The organism is Actinokineospora cianjurensis (genome assembly GCF_003663795.1).
GTDB lineage: Bacteria > Actinomycetota > Actinomycetes > Mycobacteriales > Pseudonocardiaceae > Actinokineospora > Actinokineospora terrae.
The window spans coordinates 604,871-621,155 of the sequence record NZ_RCDD01000003.1 but is presented as its reverse complement, the minus strand read 5'-3'; the positions used below and the strand labels follow the sequence as shown (position 1 = coordinate 621,155).

Genomic DNA, 16,285 nt, shown 5'->3' with positions numbered 1-16,285 from the left:
ACCGTCCCTTACTGGCCGGGCCCGCCAGTGCGAGGACAGCCGTCTGCGCGACGTCGCGGGTGCGTCGAGCGCGGTGAGCAGTCGACCGGCTGAGTCCTGCTTCTACACGCGGCTGACGCAGCCGGTCGGAGTGTCTGGGCCAGTCAGTAAGCGACGTTGGTGTCGATTGTGGCATCGGGGCAGTCCTGTGCCCGGAGGGTGAGGGTGTCGCGTTCAGTGTCGTCGACGCTGAGGCCCCAGCGTGTTTTGACTGTCACCCAGTCCGCGAGATAGGTGCACAGCGCGTCGGGGGCTGGGGGGAGCCAGGTCGCCGGGTCTTGATCGGCTTTGGATCGGTTGGTCTTGGCGGTGACAGCCACCAGTGCCCTGGGTTCGTCGAGGTCGTTGGCGTAGTCCTGTCGTTGCGGCGGCGTCCAGTCGAACGCGCCGGAGTCCCATGCCTCGGCCAAGGGCACCATGTGGTCGATATCGAGGGCACCGGCCCTGTCTATGCGGACGTTGTCGTAGTAGGAGTGCCAGTCGCCCCCGGTGAGGCCGCATCGTCCGGAGATCTCCGGTGCGGTGATGGCCTCGGCGATCAACACTTCCGCGCGGGTGTTGCAGCCGTCGCGGTCGGCATCGATCCAGTGTTTGAACTTGGTTCGCTCGTACCCTTCACGTACCTCGTCGGCCACCGGCAACGCGGCGATCGCTTCCCGAAGACCTAGTTGCACGTGTACCGGGTTGGTGACTTGCTGGGCGTGTGCGACGCCCGGCGTCGCGATCACCCCAGCCACCAACGCTGCCACGATCGTCATCACAGCACGCACGACAACACCCCCGACTCGGAGTCTCGGACCACTACCGTCCTACCGGGACAGCGACGACGACGCTTGATCATCGTGTCTTCGTCACTCGATCAGGTCCGGCCAGCTTGGACTGCGTACTCCAGTCTGGGGCGGCGAGCCTGCTCTCACTGCGCGACCATGCAGGCTTTCGTTGCCGCGACTCGACTGGCATTGCAGGTGGTCACCTGAGGCCGAGCACAGTTCCGGCCGGGATACGTTGGACCCGTGCGGCAGCGCCGTCGCCCTGCCCTTGCAGGTGCCGTGGACGAGCCAGGGATCTAAGACCAGTAGCCGACCCACCACCAACCGCACGGGCGCGTCAGGGATGTCAGGCACGCGGAGCCGGAGTTCGGGGGCGAGGGAGTCGATATCCAACAGTCCGGAGGCGCTGCCGGTGACCGATTTTGCCGAGACCTCGTGGGAGTAGGGACCCTGCGCCCATTCCATCACGACTGTGTCCTCGTCCTACCAGGAGGCGACGTCCCGGCCGCTGGCCAGTAGCTTGGCCCGTCCCAGGGCAAGCACGAGCGCGCGGACCACTTGCTGTCGTAGCTCGTCTGTCACCAGCCCGACCTAAGGGCGTGGCCGGCCGGTCCGCTGCCCCGTGCCGCTCGACGGCGCCCAGCAGCACGGCTCCGGGTGCGGTCCTGGCGTGTGACCCGGACGGGCGGTGGCGGGAAGCCGGGCCACGGGATACGCCGCGTCGGGCATCCGGCTTCGGTCGTCGTTGCGCTGCGTGATTGGACTGTGTGGGCCGATCGGGCAGTCTTGGCCATGATCGTGCGCTTCGCCTGGAATTGATCCTGTCTGCCTTCTGTGTCATGGCTAGCGTCTCGACGGCCTACCCGCCCGGTGATCGGGCGGTGAGAAACCAAGTCGAGGACAGGAGTTTCGGGTGAGAACTGACCGAACATGCCGGTGGGGCAAGGGGATCGTCGCGGTGTTGGCCGTTGCGGCGGCGGTGCTGGTCGCGCCGGTGTCGGTGGCGGCCGCGGCGGTGCCGCCGGGCACCGTGCGAGTTGTGGCCGCCACGGCGACGCACGAGACGGCGGCGGCGCGGCGGGTGGTGTCCGCGGGTGCGGCGAAGTCCTCGACCACCTGCGGTGTGCCCGCTTTGGCCGGTGGGAACACCGCGTGCGTCTCCGTCGGCGCGCGGGCCGGGGTCGAGGAGTCATCGGTGCGGACGCGGTCGAGGTCGAGTACGTGGTGCGATTCGTTGGCAGCGGGGCAGTGGTGGCTCAACCGCACTGAAGCCTGCCTGCACGGGTTGGCGTTGACCTACTCCGTCCGCGACGCGGGCGGGAACTCGATCGCCACAGCCACGTTCGCGATCGACGAGGAAGTCAAGCTCGACCCGACCTTGCTGTCGTGGAACGAGGACCTGACCCTGACCATGACCGGCGGCACCGGGATCCTGGCCGGGCTGACGGTCTCGGTGGTCGCCGACTGCAACGGCCCGTGCGAGGTCGAGAACGGTCACGGTTCGGGTCCGGTGAGCACCGGGACGGTGATCGAGGTCGGCGCCGACGTGTTCGCCGAGCTCGGCTCCGACACCAAGGGCGCCATCCGTACCGACTACACCTTCAGCTTCTACCAGCCCGGTGTGGTGCCGGTGGCTCCCGGTAAGACCGACGGCGCGCCCGGCGTCCGCTGCGACATCGAGGTCGGCACCTACGGCGGCTGTGTGAACACCTTGTTCACCCCCACGTTGGCGTTGAGCCTGTCCGACCCCGCGGTCGGTCAGGCGGCCGCGGGGTACTGGTGGGCGCAGAACAAGCTGGCCGACCACTGGGGCACCACGGCCGCACCGCTGCACCGCCAGGGCAGTGACGCGATCGCCGCCACCAACCGCGCCACGATCTGCAACTCGACGTTCGTGCCCAACCACACCTGGAACCCGCCCACCGACAGTTGCGACGAGTTTCCGTTCGCCAGATCGCTGGAGTCCGGGGCGCAGTGGGGGCCGGGGCAGCTGTGTGCCGAGGTGCGGGTCTACAAGTCCGGCTCCAGTTGGTACATCAGCCCGCTGAACTCCCCGACCGGCGCCGAGCGGTGTATGCGCGCCCACATCGCCAACGCCTCCAACGCAGCGGCGGGCAGCAGGCTCGGGATCTTCACCGTCAACCAGCGGCTGCTGCACGGTGACGGCTACAAGCTGTCCATCGTGGCCTGACCGACCGCGCTCCCGGCGGTCTCCGCCAAGTCGATCTTCCTGTGGGGGACGGCGATCGGGATCTCCTGCGGCTGTGCCGTCGGGTTCTTGGTCGTCGTCCCCTGTCGGTCAGGCATCGCCGGTATATAGCCCCAGCACCCGGATCGGGGCGACCTCCCCGGCGGCGACCGGCCCGGTGGCTTCCCCGGAGTCCAGGGGAACGACCGGTACATCGCCGGGGACGGGTGCCCGCTCGGGCCATACCGTGTGATCTGTCGGTAGCAGCGCCGCGGCGAACACGGTGTCGGTGCGCTCCGGCAGGCCGATCCGCACGCCGAGGGCGTCCGCGGCCACGATCAACCCCGCCACGACAGAGGCGTCCCGCCGCACTGCGGCCGCGCGCAGCACCGTGACCGCCGCCCCCGCCGCGGGGCCCACGACCTGACCGGACGTCGTCGCCGAGGCCACCACGTCGCCGTCGATGGCGTGCACCCATCCCGCGCCGACGCCTCCCCACGTCGACACCGCCTCACCGCCACCGGCGGACACCGCGGCCACCAGCCGCTCGTGGGCGACCCCGACGCCGGACACGTCGTGCGCCACGACCACCTCGCCCTCCCGTGAGGACAAGACCCGCAGAGCCACCAGCCGCCCCCGCGCCGCCGGGGCATCGGCTTGGTGGATGGCGTCGCGCAGCACCTGCCCCCAGTTGGTCTCGCGCAGCGGCCCCTGGACCTGTCCCCAGCGGCGTAGCACCTCCTCGACCGAGGTGCCCCGCACGATCAGCAGGGCCACGCCCTCATCGCGCACTGCCCAGTCCGCCCAGGACCCTTCGCCCACCACGCCGCCGCCTCCACCGCTCGGTCAATCCCGGTTGGTCTCCAGGGTGACAGGTCCTGCCCGATCCACGATTGGGTGACCTCCTCGTCCCCGGTCTGGACGGGCGCCTTGTCACCTCGCGTGGTCCTGGAGGGTCGGGCGTTGGCCGGGCAGCGCTGTCCTGGTGGGGGATGACAGCGGACCCGGCGCCGTCGTGCCCGACCACGAGCCGGTGTCGATGGCAGTCGCGAGAATGTCTGATGTGGACAGGTTGATGTCTCCTTCGGGCCGTGGGGTGGGTGAGGTGTTGGGGCTGGGTGCGGTGGTGTGCGGTCATTCGTTGCCTGCTGTCAGCCGCAGGGCGTGGAGGTCGCGGATGCGGATGATGCGGTAGCCCTTGATGACCGTGCCGGTGTGGATGAGGTGGTGGAGGGCGCGTTCGGCGGTGGGCGGGGACAGTCCTGCCAGGTCGGCGAGTTCGTCGCGGGTGAGGGAGATCGGCAGCTGGTTGTCGGGGGTGAGGCCGAGGAGGTCGACGAGGTCGCACAGGAGGCGGGCCACGCGGGGGTGGCTGTCGTTGCCGCGGGTGTCGGCGCGGTGTTGGTACCAGCGCAATCGCGTGGTCGTGGTTCGGGTGATCGCCAGGGCCAGGTCGGGGTATCCGCTTGTCAGGGAGATGAGGCGGTGGTGTTGCAGGGTCAGTGTTGTCACCGCGCCTTCGGTGTGCGCGGTCTCGGCGCGTGTGTGCGTGTGGTCCCATGCCTCGGTGTCGCCGACGAGGTTGCCCGCGGTGCGGATCTCCCGCAGGCGGGGCGGGCGATCGGGGAGGGCGGTGGTCAGTTTCACCGCCCCGGTCAGCACCAGGTGGGCGGTGCGGGCGGGATCGCCCGCGCGAAACAGCGGCCTGCCGGGGTGGTGACGGTCCCGGGTTCCGGCCTCCATCAGGGCCTGTGTGGTGTGCGTGGACAGCATCTGGAGCAGGGTCGGCGCCGGGCGCAGGTGGTCGGCCGGGGGCGGAGGTGCCCCCGGTTCGCCGGAGATGGCGTCACGACCTGTTGGCGTCGCACCAGGCAGGACAGGGGGTACCGGCATCTAGCGCCCCGCCGTTTCCGGTGGCGCGCTCAGCGTGGTGCCGGGGCGGAGCGGGGCCCGCGCAGTCGGGGGAGCGGCCGCCGCGTTCGGTGGCGGCGTCAGGGGGTGCGGGCGCGGGGGCAGGTGGTCGCTGATCGCGGGGCGCCGCGAGACGCCGGTCGTATACGGGGCAGTCGCGGCAGTCGCAGCGGCAGTCGTACTCACAGTCCTCGTTGTTTCGGACAGGCATCCGCTGCGGGAGTGGACACAGTCGCGCTCCGGGTGGTGCTCGCCGCACGTCGCCCAGCCTCGGCAGTCGGTTCCGCACCGGCACCGCCGGTCGTGCTCGGCCTCGCTGGCCCGTGCCCGCGCCCTTGCTTTCCGGCGACGGTGCGGCAGTCGGTTGTAGAGCGCCGACAGCGCCGAGCACGTCACGACGAGCGCGAGGGTCACAACGAGCCCGAGAACGAGGAGCCCGAGGATGCCGGCGAGGCCGAGCACCACGACCTGGCCGATCTGGGGCGGCAGCGGGTACGGGTCCCCGCCCACGGCCACGGTCAACCAGACGTAGGCGTGGGTGATCCAGTCGGTGTCGGGGACGCAGTCGGTGGACATAAGCACGGCGTTCACCTCCGGGTTCGGTGCTCGCGGGCCACAAGGAAGTGGTCCACGAGCTGGGTGGTCGGGCGGGCGGTTCCGCCGCTGCGGCGCGGTCGGACTCGGCGGCCCCACGCCGCCGGTGGCGGCGTGGGGCCCGGTGGCCTGCGTGAGGTGGCGGCGCGCGGCGAGGTCTTCGGGGTCGGCGTGGTGGGTCTCGGCCCACTCTCGGAGGTCCTCGTGCAGGTCGTAGCGGCCCCCTGCGCACGGGTCCACGCGACCCGGGATCACCCGCCAGGACCGGTGTCACCGCGCGCGCCGGGAAGGCCAAGGCGGTTGCGCGGGCGACAGCACCGTCGGGTCCGGGGTGGAGGGTGCGTGCGGCGGCGCGGAGGTCGGGGCGCTCTCCCCGGCGCCTGGTCGCGATCGTTACTGTGCTGTCAAACGTCGGCGCCGTCGAGCGCCGGAACGGTGGCTGACCAGGTCGCCGGTGTCCTGTTCTCCTTGGTGATGTACCCGGAGGGCAAGGCGCGCGCGAGGTGCGCTCGGCGACCAGCGCCCGGCCCTGGTTGGAGTGCTGGACCAGCACGCGGCGGCGGTCGGTGTGGTGTCCCGCTCGCGTGGGAGGTGACCGGCTTTGGCGAGGCGGTCGAGCAGCGCGGTCACCGGCGCCGAGTTGAGTCCCAACGCGCCGGACATGGCCCCTCGTGTCGGGTGCGTCTGGTGGTCGTGGTGGTGGGCGTCGGCGATGAGCAGCGCGCGCAGATCGGTCGGGTGCATGCCGTTGGCGGAGGCGAACCCTCGACGCCACGACGACAGGGACAGCGACGGGCGCAGCAGGGCCGTCGCCGCGACGAGGTCGGCGGAGGGCTCGACCAGAGGGGGCTCCGGGGCGGCGGCGGGGGGAGGTGATGAGCACGGATGTGGTCATGGCGGCGGGTTCCTTTGCCGTCAGACAGAAGTGGGTGTGAACTGGGCTGTTGACGGAGTTGCCGATCCGGCCGCGAGATGCTCCCGCCGGCCACGCGCGGCGGCCACGGCCACCGCCAACGGCACGCCGCCGCACTGCGGGTGCGGCCGCGCGGCTGGCGAGGCGGGGCACGGGCACCGAGTTGGTTGGTGAGCAGCAGCGCGGTGGCGTCATGGTCGAACGGCGTATCGGCGGAGGTCGTCGAGGTTGGTGACGCGGAGTGTGCGGTAGCCGGCGGTGAGGCCGTGTGGTTTGAGTGCGGCGATCGCATGTTCGACGGTGCGGGGGGCCATTCCGGTGAGCCAGCCGAGGTCGTGTCGGGTGAGTTGGGGGAAGCTCCAGTGGCCGTCGGTGAGTTCGCCGTGGTGGTCGGTGAGTTCGACGAGCAGGGTGGCCAGTCGGACCGAGCCGTCCTTGATGGCGGTGTCGAGGCGGCGGCGTTCGGCCCACCGCAGGCGTGACTGGATCGAGCGACTCATCTGGATCGAGAGGTCCGGGTGTGTCGCGAGCAGTGTGGCGAGGGTGTCGCTGTGCATGATCCGCGCCGCGAGTGTGGTGGCGGCGCGGATGGTGGTGGGGTGCGGGGCGTCGGGGGTGAGGGCGCCGGTTTCGCCGACGATGTCCCCGGCCGAGCGTAGGTCGAGCAGGACCTCGGTGCCGATGGGGGAGCGGGCGGTGATCTTGACGGTGCCGTCGAGGATGAGGATGGTCTGGTTGTCGGTGTCGCCTTCGCGGATGAGCGTCGTGCCTGCCGGTCGAACCGCTGTGTGGCCGGCGTGGAGCAATGCGGTCCTGGTCTCGGTGGTCAGTGCGCCCAGGAGTGTGTGCTCGGGCCAGTCGGTGCGCTCAGGACTCCGACTGCGTCCGATGTGGACAAGTGGTCCTCTGTGTGGGTGGTGGGTCGTGATCGGGTGGTCGTGGTCGGTGCCGGGGTGGTCGATTGATGTGGGCGCGGGGTCGGTGGCGTGGGTGAGGGCGTGCGCCGCCGAGGCGTCGAGGGCGCAGGCGATGTCGTGGAGTCGGTGCAGGGCGATGTGGCGGGTGCCGGTCTCGTAGGTGTGCACGGTGACCGGCGCGATGGCGGCGCCGCTGTGGTGGGTGACGCGGTCGGCGAGTTGCTGCCGGGACCAGCCGTGCAGGGCGCGCAGACGTTGGATCCAGTCGCCGAGCAGACAGTGGAACCGGGGTGTGGTGGGTGTTGGGGGTGGCGTGCGTGGTGGGGTCGGGGTGATGCGGGCGCGGTGGCAGTGGCGCAGCACCTCGAGGTCGTCGCGGTCGTCGAGGGCGGCGAGGTGGCGAACGGTGGCGGCGGTGATCCAGGCCGGGGCGAGGCTGTGGGTGGCGAAGCGGCGCAGGGCGGGCGGGATATCGGGGCCGCGCAGCGGTTCGGGGTCGATGAGCAGGAGCGGGGGCAGGGGGTCGCGCAGCGCGGTGGTGCCGGTGATCGCGGCGGTGAGCAGGTGTTCGGGGGAGATGAGCAGGGCGTGGCAGAGGTGCGCGGCCCGGTAGGCGGTGAGGCGGCGGTCCCCGCGTTCGTAGGAGCCGATGGTGCTCGCCGTGACGGTTCCGAGACGGGCGGCGAGGTCGGCGGGCGAGAGGTCGAGTGCTTCGCGGCGTGCGCGCAGGACGCGTCCGATCGCCTGGGCGAACCTGGTGTGGTTGTCGGTCCTGACGGCGCCGGTGCCGGGTGCGTCCGGGTGGGCCTGTGGGGGTGTTCGACTCCCGTGGTCGGGCACCCCGCCGGTGGGGTGGGCCGTTGTCTGTGATCGGGACACCGCTGGGGTCGGTGTCATGTCGGCTCCACCGCGGTGGGCAGGTGGGTGCGGGGTAGTCGGGGGTCGGCGCGCAGCAGGGACAGGTCGAGGACGCGGCGGTGGGCGAGGTCGTCGACGAGGGCGGTGAGGAGGGGGAGTTCGGTGCGCCAGCGGGTGTGGGGGTGGGGGTCGAGGGCGGCGAGCCATCCGGCGGCGCTGGCGCGCAGGACTCCGGCGGTGAGGTAGAGGCGGGTGACGCGCAGCGCCTGTCCCTGGTTGGGGGCGATGGCGGTGCCGGGTCCGGGGGTGAGCGCCCGCAACTGTTCGGGGTCGAGGCCGGTGCGGTGCAGGGCCTGGGTGACCAGGGCGCCCACGTGGGGTCGGCGGCCGGTGCCGTGGCGGCGGGCGTGGCGGTGCAGGTCGGTGGCGGTGGTGCCGTCCAGGGCGGCGATGACGGCGGCGCCGCTGACCCCGAGGTGGGCGCAGTGGCGCAGGAACTCGGTCACGGTCATGGGTGCCGCCCCGGCCTCCCACCCCAGACGCCGACCCGCGTTCGGCGCCGCGGGGGCGGGGGTGGGGGCGTGGTGTCGGATGGCGGCGAGCAGGGCGCCGAGGGCGGTGGCGACGGTGGCCTCGTTCGGTCGACGCCGGTAGGGGCGTGTGACGGCCGGGGGTAGGGCCAGGTCGAAGGGGTGGCCGTCGGTGCCGAGCGCCACCGTGATGCGGCCGGTGCCGTGGCCGGGTTGGTGCCGCCACGGACTGGGCGTGACCGTGGGCGCTGCGGCGGGATGGCGGTCGAGAACGGCGGTCTGGGTGCTCGGGGGCTGATCGAGAAGGGCGGCGAGGGTGGTCGTCGAGACCGGGTCGAGGGCCGCGACGCGGGCGCGGGTGTCGGCGCGGACCCGGTTGGCCCAGCCGGCCAGCAGGGCGGCGTCGGGGCGGGGGTCGGTGGCGAGGGTGTGGAGGTCGACCAGCCGGGCCCCGGGGGCCAGGAGCACCCGGGCGGGTGTGCGGGTGCGGCGGTGGGTTCCGGGCAGGTGGGCGAGGCGATCGAGCAGGGCCTTGGTGGCCGCGACCGGGCACCCGCCCAGGCGCCGCACCAGCAGGATCCAGAGCCCGGTGGGCACCGGCCGCCGCCCGCTCTCGTGACGCGCCAGGGTCCGCGCGCCCAGGGTGGGGCCGTGCAGGGCGGCCGCGGAGGCGACGCCGAGGCGGCGACGGCGCCGCAGGTGGGCCAGGATCTCGCCCGCGACCGCACGCGGGTCCCGCGTGGCGGGTTCCCACGTCGCGATGGCCTGGCAGCGGCGGGCGTCGCGCTGGTCGATCCGCGCGATGAGGGCGGCGGGATCGATGTCGAGGCGGTCGCAGTGCTCGATCAGGTCCGGCAGCGGCGGGTCCACCCGTGCGCTCTCCCACAGCCGCAGCGTGTCCGGGTCGAGGTGGGTGGTTGCGGCGGCGGCGTCGAGCGTGACCCCTGCGCGGGCCTGGCGCAGCAGGGCCGCGAGAGCGGCGCCCACGGTGTCCGGGCAGGACGGGACCTGCCCATACCCGTCGGGCAGGACCGCCGCGTCGGGGATGGCGCGCCCCCGCAGCAGCGCCAGGGGAACGGGCAGCGCGCCCGCGGCGGCGGCCTCGCCGAGGGCCCGGGCGGCGACCCCGGCGTCGGCCACGACCTGCTCGACGGGCATCCGGGTGAGGTTCGCGGCGAGCACCGCGGCGGGCGTCGTGAGCGCCGGGGCTTGGTGCAGGAGTTCGTCCGCCCACGGCCCGCCCACCCCACCGACCCGCGGGGGCGGTCCGGTCGGCCGCCGCGTGCGTGAGCGGGGGGCGGGGGTCATCGCGTCCCGCAACGCTTGCGGTGTGGCGCCTTCGAGCGCGGCGAGCACTCCCGCCGCGCTCATCCCATACCGCTGGCACACCACATCGAGAGCGGCCAGGCCCCCGCCGCCGGTATGGGCTGGTGCCGGTTTGCCCGCCCGCCGCGCCACCACCGCCACCAGGGCGGTGATCATCGCGGCGGCCGTCGAGATCGCGAACGACTCCTCGGGGTCGCGATCGACCTCATCCTGACCCTGTGCCGGCCCGGCCATGCGTCGATCCGGGATCGGTCGTGGCGGCACGGGCCGAACAGGGGTGGGCGGCGGCGTGGGCGCCGAGTGGGGGCGCGGGGTGGTGAGGGGCCTGTCGAGGAGGCCGGCGACCCGCCACCGTGGCCTCGTCGATGCCTCCGCGACCGCCAGCACGGCCGCGGCGGGCACGGCGAACGCCCGACACAGCACCACCAGGTCCCCGAGATGCAGGATCTCGTCCCCGCGCTCCAGCGCCCTGATCCGCGTCGCGGGCATCGCCGGGTCCTTCGCCATCACGGCGCACCGCTGCTCACTCCAGCCCCGCCCGCACCGCAGCGCGCGCAGCAGGGCCCCGAGGGCCGCCGGTGTCCGAACACCGTCGGCGGTGGTGGTGGCGGTGACCAGGACGGCGCGGTCGGCGCGGGTGACGCTGCGCGCGGGGAGGTCGACGCCGCCGAGCAGGGCGGCGGCCGACACCCCCAGGGACCGGCAGCACTCCAGCAACCCCGCCACCGAGGACTCGCCGCCATGAACCGTCCACCTCGGCGTGCTCGCGCGGGTGCCGGCGATGCGGGACACCAGTGAGGTCTCGCGGTCGGCGGCGCCGCGCTGGACACGCCCCAGGGCCGCGGCCACCCTGGCCAGCGTCGCGCGCGTGGCCGAGTCGTGGAGGTACCCGTGCCCGGGTGACCCGGCGCGGCCCGGCTCGACCCGGGAGCCGAGCGCGGCCGCGCTCGATCGCCAGGCGTGACAGGGAGGATGCGCGGAACCGGTCTGCCCTGCTGTCACGCCGATCCCACCCACGACCGGCGCCGAGCCGCCCCACCGGCCCGGCACTCGGACTCGGACTCGGGAGTGCGTGGTTGATCGTCCGGCGCCCCGGTGGGTGGCGGCGTGGTCACCTCCGGCCCTGCCGCGGCCTCCTGTACCCGAGTGTCCTCACCGGACTCGCCAACGGCGGATATGGTGGTGGCCCGCGACTCCGGCCGATGAGCACGCGGACGGTCGAGCACCGCGCGGGCCTCGGCCAACGCGCCCGTGGTGCCGTAGCCCAGCGCGGTGAGGTGGTCCACCAGTTGTCGTGCCAGGTCGACCGCGTCGGCGACACGCCCGGCCGCGACCCACGCCCGGACCAGGACCACCAGGACGGCGGCGTGTTCCCAATGCGGCACCGCCACATCCACGACTGTGTGGCGGGCGGTGTGCAGCGCGTCGCGGGCGTCGTCGACCCGGCCGAGACAGAGCAGGCTCTGCGCGGTCGCCGCCAGCGCCAATGCCACCCCCCGGGGCCGACCCGCGAGCAGGTGCAGGTCTCGCGCGTCGGCCAGGTGGGCGAGGGCCTCGGCGTGATCACCGCGAGCCCCGGCGAGGCGGCCCCGCAGGACAAGCGCCTCGGCGCGGTCCCCGGGGCGCGACCCGGCCAGCAGCAGCGCCTCGGCGACCAGCGGCGCCGCCCGCCGGTGCGCCCCAGCGGCGAGATGGGTGCCAGCAAGCCTGCGCAGCATGATCGCGATCACCGCCGGGTCGCCCAGCGCGCGGGCCGCTCCCACCGCGAGCGCGTGCACGGCGACACCGCGGTCGGGATCGGCCCGGACCGTCAGCCACGGGTAGAGGGCGTCGGCCAGCGCGACCGCCGCCCCGGGATGCCCCCGATCCACCGCGTCCGTCGCCGCCTCGATCACGGCGCGATGGTGGCGGTCGAACCACACACGCGCCGAGACCCGCCCACCCGGGGCGCGAGCGGCGACCGAGTCCCTCCAAGGCAACAGGGCGTGTTCGGGGGCGAACGCCCCGGCCGCGGCCCGGGCGATGGGCACCGGACGGTCCCACGGGCACGACCCCGCTCGCGCGGTCCCCTGGTTCCCGAGTGGACTGTTCCCGCCGCACCCGGAACACATCGTCGTGCCGGCAGGGGGCCGGGTGTTCTCGCGGGGCTGCTCGGCGGGTGCGGGCGCCGTCGGGAACGGGCCGTCTGCCGGTGTCGGTGTGTGGGGGGCGGGCATGGCGGACTGTCCTTTCAGGCCGGCAGGGTCAGGGCGTTGTGGAGGGTGTGCCCGGCTATCAGCGGCAGAACGCAGCGGTGGCGCAGCATCAGCACCGCCATCACCGCCGACCACACCGCGGTCACCGCGGCGGCGGTGATCCCCAGGTGCAGGCCCGCGAGCCCCCGGTAGCAGGCCACCACGGTGACCAGGACCCAGGTGGGGGTGCGGGCGGCGGAGAGCAACGCGATGACGGTCGCGGCGGCCAACTCCTCGGCGAACCCGGCCAGCAACACCGGCCACAGTTCGAAACCCGTGTCGAGTCCCACCGGGCCGGGAGCTCCCGCCTGGAGCAGCCAGGAGACGAGCAGCGCGCCGCCGCGCAACGTGACGAACGCGTACAGGCCGACCAGGGCGAGCTGTTGCCAGCGTCCGGTGTCGCTGTGAGGGGGAGGGATCAGTCCCACCGGGCGCAACCCGGTGCTCAGCCACGCCGCCGCCACGGCGGTCACGCAGACGAGGACCGCGACGAGGGTGGCGGTGAGCGGCGTGCGGTGTTCCCGCAGCTGCAACGCGATCCCGGAGGCCAGTTGCGCCGCGTTGACGATGGCGGGTCCGGTGGTGATCACCACGACCGCGGCGGCCGCCACCCACAGACCGAGCCGGGTCTCGTCGTGCCGCGCGGGGCGCAGGACGAACGGGTCCGCCAGCCGGTGGGGCATGGTCGGTGCTGTGGTCGGTGTCGGGTCCTCGGCCATCGAGTGTGTCCTTCGTCCTGGTCTTCGGGGTCGTATGTCCTCGGTCGAGGCGACCGGCGGGCAGGTACCCGAGGCGCGCCACGACCGAGTCCGGGCTCGGTGGGTCACTGGTCCGTGCAGGGAGCGCGGGGGCGCCGTGTCCGTGTGCGGCACCACCCGGGGACCGGTTGACGCCACCGCCTCGCCGACCGACATGTCGGTCGGCGGAATCGGTTCCCCGGCGCGGACAGGGATGGCGTTCACGCTGTCGTGTCGGCTGGGCCGGTGGTGCGGTGGTGGTGGGCCTCGTGCAGGGCGCGCAGCAGGATTCCCACGCTGTCGCGGCCCAGTGCCGCCGACTGCCCGGCGGGTGCGGCCAACAGGACCGTGTCGGCGTCGGGGATGAGCAGCAGCGCGCTGTCCCTGCCTGCCATGTCCCGGCAGGGGATGGTGGCGTGCCCGTCGGCGATCGACCAGAGCACCCTGCTCGGATCGGTGTCGGTGCTGCCGTGGTGTGCCAGGACCGCGCGCAGCGTGTCGACGGCGTCGTGGTCGAGGGCGATGGTGCTCACCGCGGACACCACGATGGTGACCACCACCGAGGCCCTGGCCCGGGCCACGCCGCCGGTGACGGTGAGCTGGGCAGGGCGACCGTAGGGATCCCGCGCGGGGATCTCCGTGCGTTCGCCGTCGACGACCGGCGTGTCGCGCGCGGGGGCAGTGGTCACGGGATGTCCGGTGTGGACTGCGGGGTGGTGATCGTGGTGATCAGCTTCCGCGCGGCGTCGACGCCGGGGGCGGATCCGGCGGCGGTCATGGCCTCCACCGCCAGAATGGCCGTCGACTTGGCCGCGGTGATGAACCCGCAGCCCAGCTGCGCGTGGGCGAGGGCGAGGGCCGCGCGGCCGCGGTGGTAGTGGTCGCCGGCGAGGATCCCGTGGAACAAGCTGACCGCCCGGGCCAGGGGCCCCACGGCGGTGCCGGGGCGGTCGAGGGCGAGCAGCAGCAGTCCTGTCTGGATCAGCGCCTGCGCCTCACCGCGCGCGTCACCGGCTTGATCGTGCGCCTCGACCACGGCATCGAGTAGGGCCAGGGCGGTGTCGTGCTCGCCGTCGGCGGCGAGCAGCGACGCCTGGATCGCCAGGATCTCGGGGTTCGCGTCGCCGTCCCGCTCGGTCCACTGCGTCAGCTCGACGAGCAGGGCCCGGGCTCGGTCGAGGTCGCCGTCGGCGATCCAGCGGCGGGTGGCGCGGGTCGCGATCGGCGTGAGCAGGGCGGGGTCGCCCAGGGCGCGGGCGGCGGGCAGGCACAACTCGACCAGGTCGGCCTCGGTCGCGGTGTCGGCGTTGAGGATGGCCGGGGTGTGCAGCGCGTCGGCCAGCAGCACGACGGCGTGGTGGCGGCCCCGGGCAGCGGCGCCGCGCAGGACGGTCATCAGGGTGGGCTGGGCGCGGTCGAGCCACAGACGGGCCTGCTCCGGTTCCTCGAGCGTCCAAGGCCCGGTGCACGGCACGCGCGTGTCGGCGTTGGCCGGCGGTAGGAGGTCGCGGGCGGGCCAGGCGAGGGTCGCGGCGTGGCGGGCGGTGGTGACGAGCCGGTCGAGGACCAGGTCGTCGAGATGGTCGAGAGCGCGGGGGGTCTCGCCGCGCGTGGCCGCGGTGATCACGTGATCGGGCACCACGATGTCTCCGTCGACGATGTCTCCGTCGACACTGTCGCGTTCGAGCAGGCGTGCCGCCATCAATCGCCGCAGCACGTCGTCCGCGGTCGCGGGGGACAGTCCTGTCACGGCGCGGGCGGTGATGTCGTCGACCGGTCCCGACACCCGACTCAGGGCACGCAGGCCCTCCCGGGCGGCGGTGTCGAGTCCGGCGAGGATCTCGGGGACGGGGCGCTGTAGGGCGGGCAGTGGTTCGGGCACGGTGTTCTCCAGGTCCAACGTGGCGTGGGGGCGGGCCGGGTCACGCGCGGGGGCGGGATCGGGACGCTGTTTGCGTGGGATGTGTGCGGTCAGGCGGGTGGTTGTAGCGTTCGAGGCCGGGGTTGGCGTTGAGCGGGAGGAGACCGGCGCGGGAGGGCAGCAGGGTCTCGGCGGCGGCCAAGACCGCCGCGGTCGGCACCCCTAGGGCTCGGCAGAGCAGGTGCAGGTCCCCGAGGTAGAGGGTCACCACACCCGACTCCAGGTCACCGATCCGCCCAGCGGGCAATACCGGGGAATCGACGCGGGCGGCCAGTCGCGGCCGGGTCCACTCCCGACCGTGCCGCAACGCCGCGAGCAGATCACCCACCACCCACGCGGCCCGCGCACGACCGACGACGGCGACCCCGGCCAGCGCGGCGCGGTCGGCGTCGCCGATGTCCTCGACGGGGACGTCGAGATCACCCACGAGCGCGGGGAGGTCCACGCCCAGCAGACGCGCGTGGCGCAGCAGCGCCGCGACGGCCGGTTCGGCCCGCTGGGTGGCTCGCAGCCGTGCCCTGGCCGCGGTGAGCAGAACGTGCTGGTGTTGCTGGGGTTCGGCGGTCGCCGCCGCGTGGTCGTCCGCGTCCGCGAGGGCACCGGTGAGCGCCGCGAGCAGCGCGCGGGTGTCGGCGGGCAGCAGCCGGGTCGCCGCCCGGGTCCCGTCCAGCGACGCGCGCTCGACGGATCCTCCCGACATCACACCGCTCCGGCGGCCCTCCGACCCGGCCGGGTCGTGTCCGCGGTGGACGGTGAGGGCGGGTGGGCTGGAGGGGGCGCGGGGTGGCGTCATCGACCCGCTCCCGCGTCGCCGCGGCCGGTGGTCGGACCGGTAGGGGCGAGTGTGTCGGGACGGTGATCACCGCGAATGCCCGCGGTCACCGCCGCCGACCACTCCGCGAACGGCCCCGACAGGCCGCCGCGCGGGAGGAAGCCGCCGAGGCGAACGTGGTGATCGGCCAGCAACGCACACCCCGTGTCGGTGAGTTCGACCCGGACGAGCCGGTCGTCGCGGACCCGCTGGAGGAGACCGGTCGCGGTGAGACGGGCGATCAGAGAGGTGGCCGAGGACGTGGTCAGGCACAGCCTGGCGGCCACCAGACTCGGCGTGGGGTACCGGTTCTCGGTGCGGTGGTGGCCGCCCACGACGATCACCGCGCGCAGGTCGATCGGGTGCAGGCCGCGGGCCGCGGCGTACCACTCGTCGAACTGCCGGAGGCCGACCTGCAGGTCCACCACCGCCGCCACCAAGGCGGTGTCGAGACCCGCGCCGGGATCGGTACCGCACGCCGTGGGCGTGGTTGTGGTGTCGGGGGCCCGCACGGGCGACTGTGTGGTCATGGCGAT

The 16,285-nt window shown here is 73.4% G+C and carries 15 protein-coding genes; 1 reads left to right on the top strand and 14 read right to left on the bottom strand.

What is annotated here, in order from left to right; translation table 11 throughout:
* Positions 1-143: 143 nt before the first annotated feature.
* Positions 144-809, bottom strand: coding sequence for an HNH endonuclease family protein (locus tag CLV68_RS22390; protein ID WP_246010046.1), 666 nt, complete (start codon positions 807-809; stop codon positions 144-146).
* A gap of 913 nt (positions 810-1,722) precedes the next feature.
* Between CLV68_RS22390 and CLV68_RS22385 the strand changes: the two genes are divergently transcribed.
* Positions 1,723-3,000, top strand: a complete 1,278-nt coding sequence (locus CLV68_RS22385) for a hypothetical protein (RefSeq protein WP_147460125.1) — start codon at positions 1,723-1,725, stop codon at positions 2,998-3,000.
* Here CLV68_RS22385 and CLV68_RS34165 read toward each other — a convergent pair.
* The 13 genes from CLV68_RS34165 to CLV68_RS22335 form a co-directional block, all read right to left on the bottom strand.
* Positions 2,976-3,116 (bottom strand): hypothetical protein, encoded by a 141-nt coding sequence (locus tag CLV68_RS34165; RefSeq protein ID WP_170224528.1) that lies wholly within the window; start codon positions 3,114-3,116, stop codon positions 2,976-2,978. The two genes, CLV68_RS22385 and CLV68_RS34165, sit on opposite strands and share 25 nt — an antisense overlap.
* On the bottom strand, positions 3,109-3,819 hold the full coding sequence (locus CLV68_RS22380; protein WP_147460124.1) for a hypothetical protein: 711 nt from the start codon (positions 3,817-3,819) through the stop codon (positions 3,109-3,111). Before CLV68_RS22380 ends, CLV68_RS34165 begins: the two co-directional genes overlap by 8 nt.
* A gap of 312 nt (positions 3,820-4,131) precedes the next feature.
* Entirely contained in the window at positions 4,132-4,770 is a 639-nt protein-coding gene (locus tag CLV68_RS22375) for a Crp/Fnr family transcriptional regulator (protein ID WP_170224527.1), read from the bottom strand.
* Positions 4,771-4,890: 120 nt separating this feature from the next.
* The gene (locus CLV68_RS22370; RefSeq protein WP_121392839.1) at positions 4,891-5,490 is read right to left on the bottom strand and encodes a hypothetical protein; all 600 of its coding nucleotides are present in this window, start codon (positions 5,488-5,490) and stop codon (positions 4,891-4,893) included.
* Positions 5,491-5,895: 405 nt separating this feature from the next.
* Positions 5,896-6,246, bottom strand: coding sequence for a hypothetical protein (locus tag CLV68_RS33490; RefSeq protein WP_147460123.1), 351 nt, complete (start codon positions 6,244-6,246; stop codon positions 5,896-5,898).
* 360 nt (positions 6,247-6,606) lie between these two features.
* The gene (locus tag CLV68_RS22365; protein ID WP_170224526.1) at positions 6,607-8,229 is read right to left on the bottom strand and encodes a helix-turn-helix domain-containing protein; all 1,623 of its coding nucleotides are present in this window, start codon (positions 8,227-8,229) and stop codon (positions 6,607-6,609) included.
* Complete coding sequence (locus CLV68_RS34160; RefSeq protein WP_170224525.1) at positions 8,226-11,048, bottom strand: hypothetical protein; 2,823 nt, start codon at positions 11,046-11,048, stop codon at positions 8,226-8,228. Before CLV68_RS34160 ends, CLV68_RS22365 begins: the two co-directional genes overlap by 4 nt.
* Positions 11,045-11,941, bottom strand: coding sequence for a tetratricopeptide repeat protein (locus CLV68_RS22360; RefSeq protein WP_147460122.1), 897 nt, complete (start codon positions 11,939-11,941; stop codon positions 11,045-11,047). Before CLV68_RS22360 ends, CLV68_RS34160 begins: the two co-directional genes overlap by 4 nt.
* Before the next feature lie 335 nt (positions 11,942-12,276).
* On the bottom strand, positions 12,277-12,999 hold the full coding sequence (locus tag CLV68_RS22355) for a CPBP family glutamic-type intramembrane protease (protein ID WP_121392836.1): 723 nt from the start codon (positions 12,997-12,999) through the stop codon (positions 12,277-12,279).
* A 239-nt stretch (positions 13,000-13,238) separates the two neighbouring features.
* Positions 13,239-13,706: a hypothetical protein gene (locus CLV68_RS22350; RefSeq protein ID WP_121392835.1), complete on the bottom strand. Its 468-nt coding sequence runs from the start codon at positions 13,704-13,706 to the stop codon at positions 13,239-13,241.
* Positions 13,703-14,899 (bottom strand): tetratricopeptide repeat protein, encoded by a 1,197-nt coding sequence (locus CLV68_RS22345; protein WP_121392834.1) that lies wholly within the window; start codon positions 14,897-14,899, stop codon positions 13,703-13,705. The genes CLV68_RS22350 and CLV68_RS22345 overlap by 4 nt, the downstream gene beginning before the upstream one ends.
* A gap of 40 nt (positions 14,900-14,939) precedes the next feature.
* Positions 14,940-15,638, bottom strand: coding sequence for a helix-turn-helix domain-containing protein (locus CLV68_RS22340; protein WP_121392833.1), 699 nt, complete (start codon positions 15,636-15,638; stop codon positions 14,940-14,942).
* An 89-nt stretch (positions 15,639-15,727) separates the two neighbouring features.
* On the bottom strand, positions 15,728-16,279 hold the full coding sequence (locus CLV68_RS22335) for a MarR family winged helix-turn-helix transcriptional regulator (protein ID WP_121392832.1): 552 nt from the start codon (positions 16,277-16,279) through the stop codon (positions 15,728-15,730).
* Between the last annotated feature and the right edge of the window lie 6 nt (positions 16,280-16,285).

Excerpts from the sequence above, each read along its gene's own strand:
- CLV68_RS22340 (WP_121392833.1), bottom strand. The coding sequence starts at position 15,638 with ATGTCGGGAGGATCCGTCGAGCGCGCGTCGCTGGACGGGACCCGGGCG.
- CLV68_RS22365 (WP_170224526.1), bottom strand. The coding sequence starts at position 8,229 with ATGACACCGACCCCAGCGGTGTCCCGATCACAGACAACGGCCCACCCC.
- CLV68_RS22355 (WP_121392836.1), bottom strand. The coding sequence starts at position 12,999 with ATGGCCGAGGACCCGACACCGACCACAGCACCGACCATGCCCCACCGG.
- CLV68_RS22375 (WP_170224527.1), bottom strand. The coding sequence starts at position 4,770 with ATGCTGTCCACGCACACCACACAGGCCCTGATGGAGGCCGGAACCCGG.
- CLV68_RS34165 (WP_170224528.1), bottom strand. The coding sequence starts at position 3,116 with ATGCCTGACCGACAGGGGACGACGACCAAGAACCCGACGGCACAGCCG.
- CLV68_RS33490 (WP_147460123.1), bottom strand. The coding sequence starts at position 6,246 with ATGCACCCGACCGATCTGCGCGCGCTGCTCATCGCCGACGCCCACCAC.
- CLV68_RS22335 (WP_121392832.1), bottom strand. The coding sequence starts at position 16,279 with ATGACCACACAGTCGCCCGTGCGGGCCCCCGACACCACAACCACGCCC.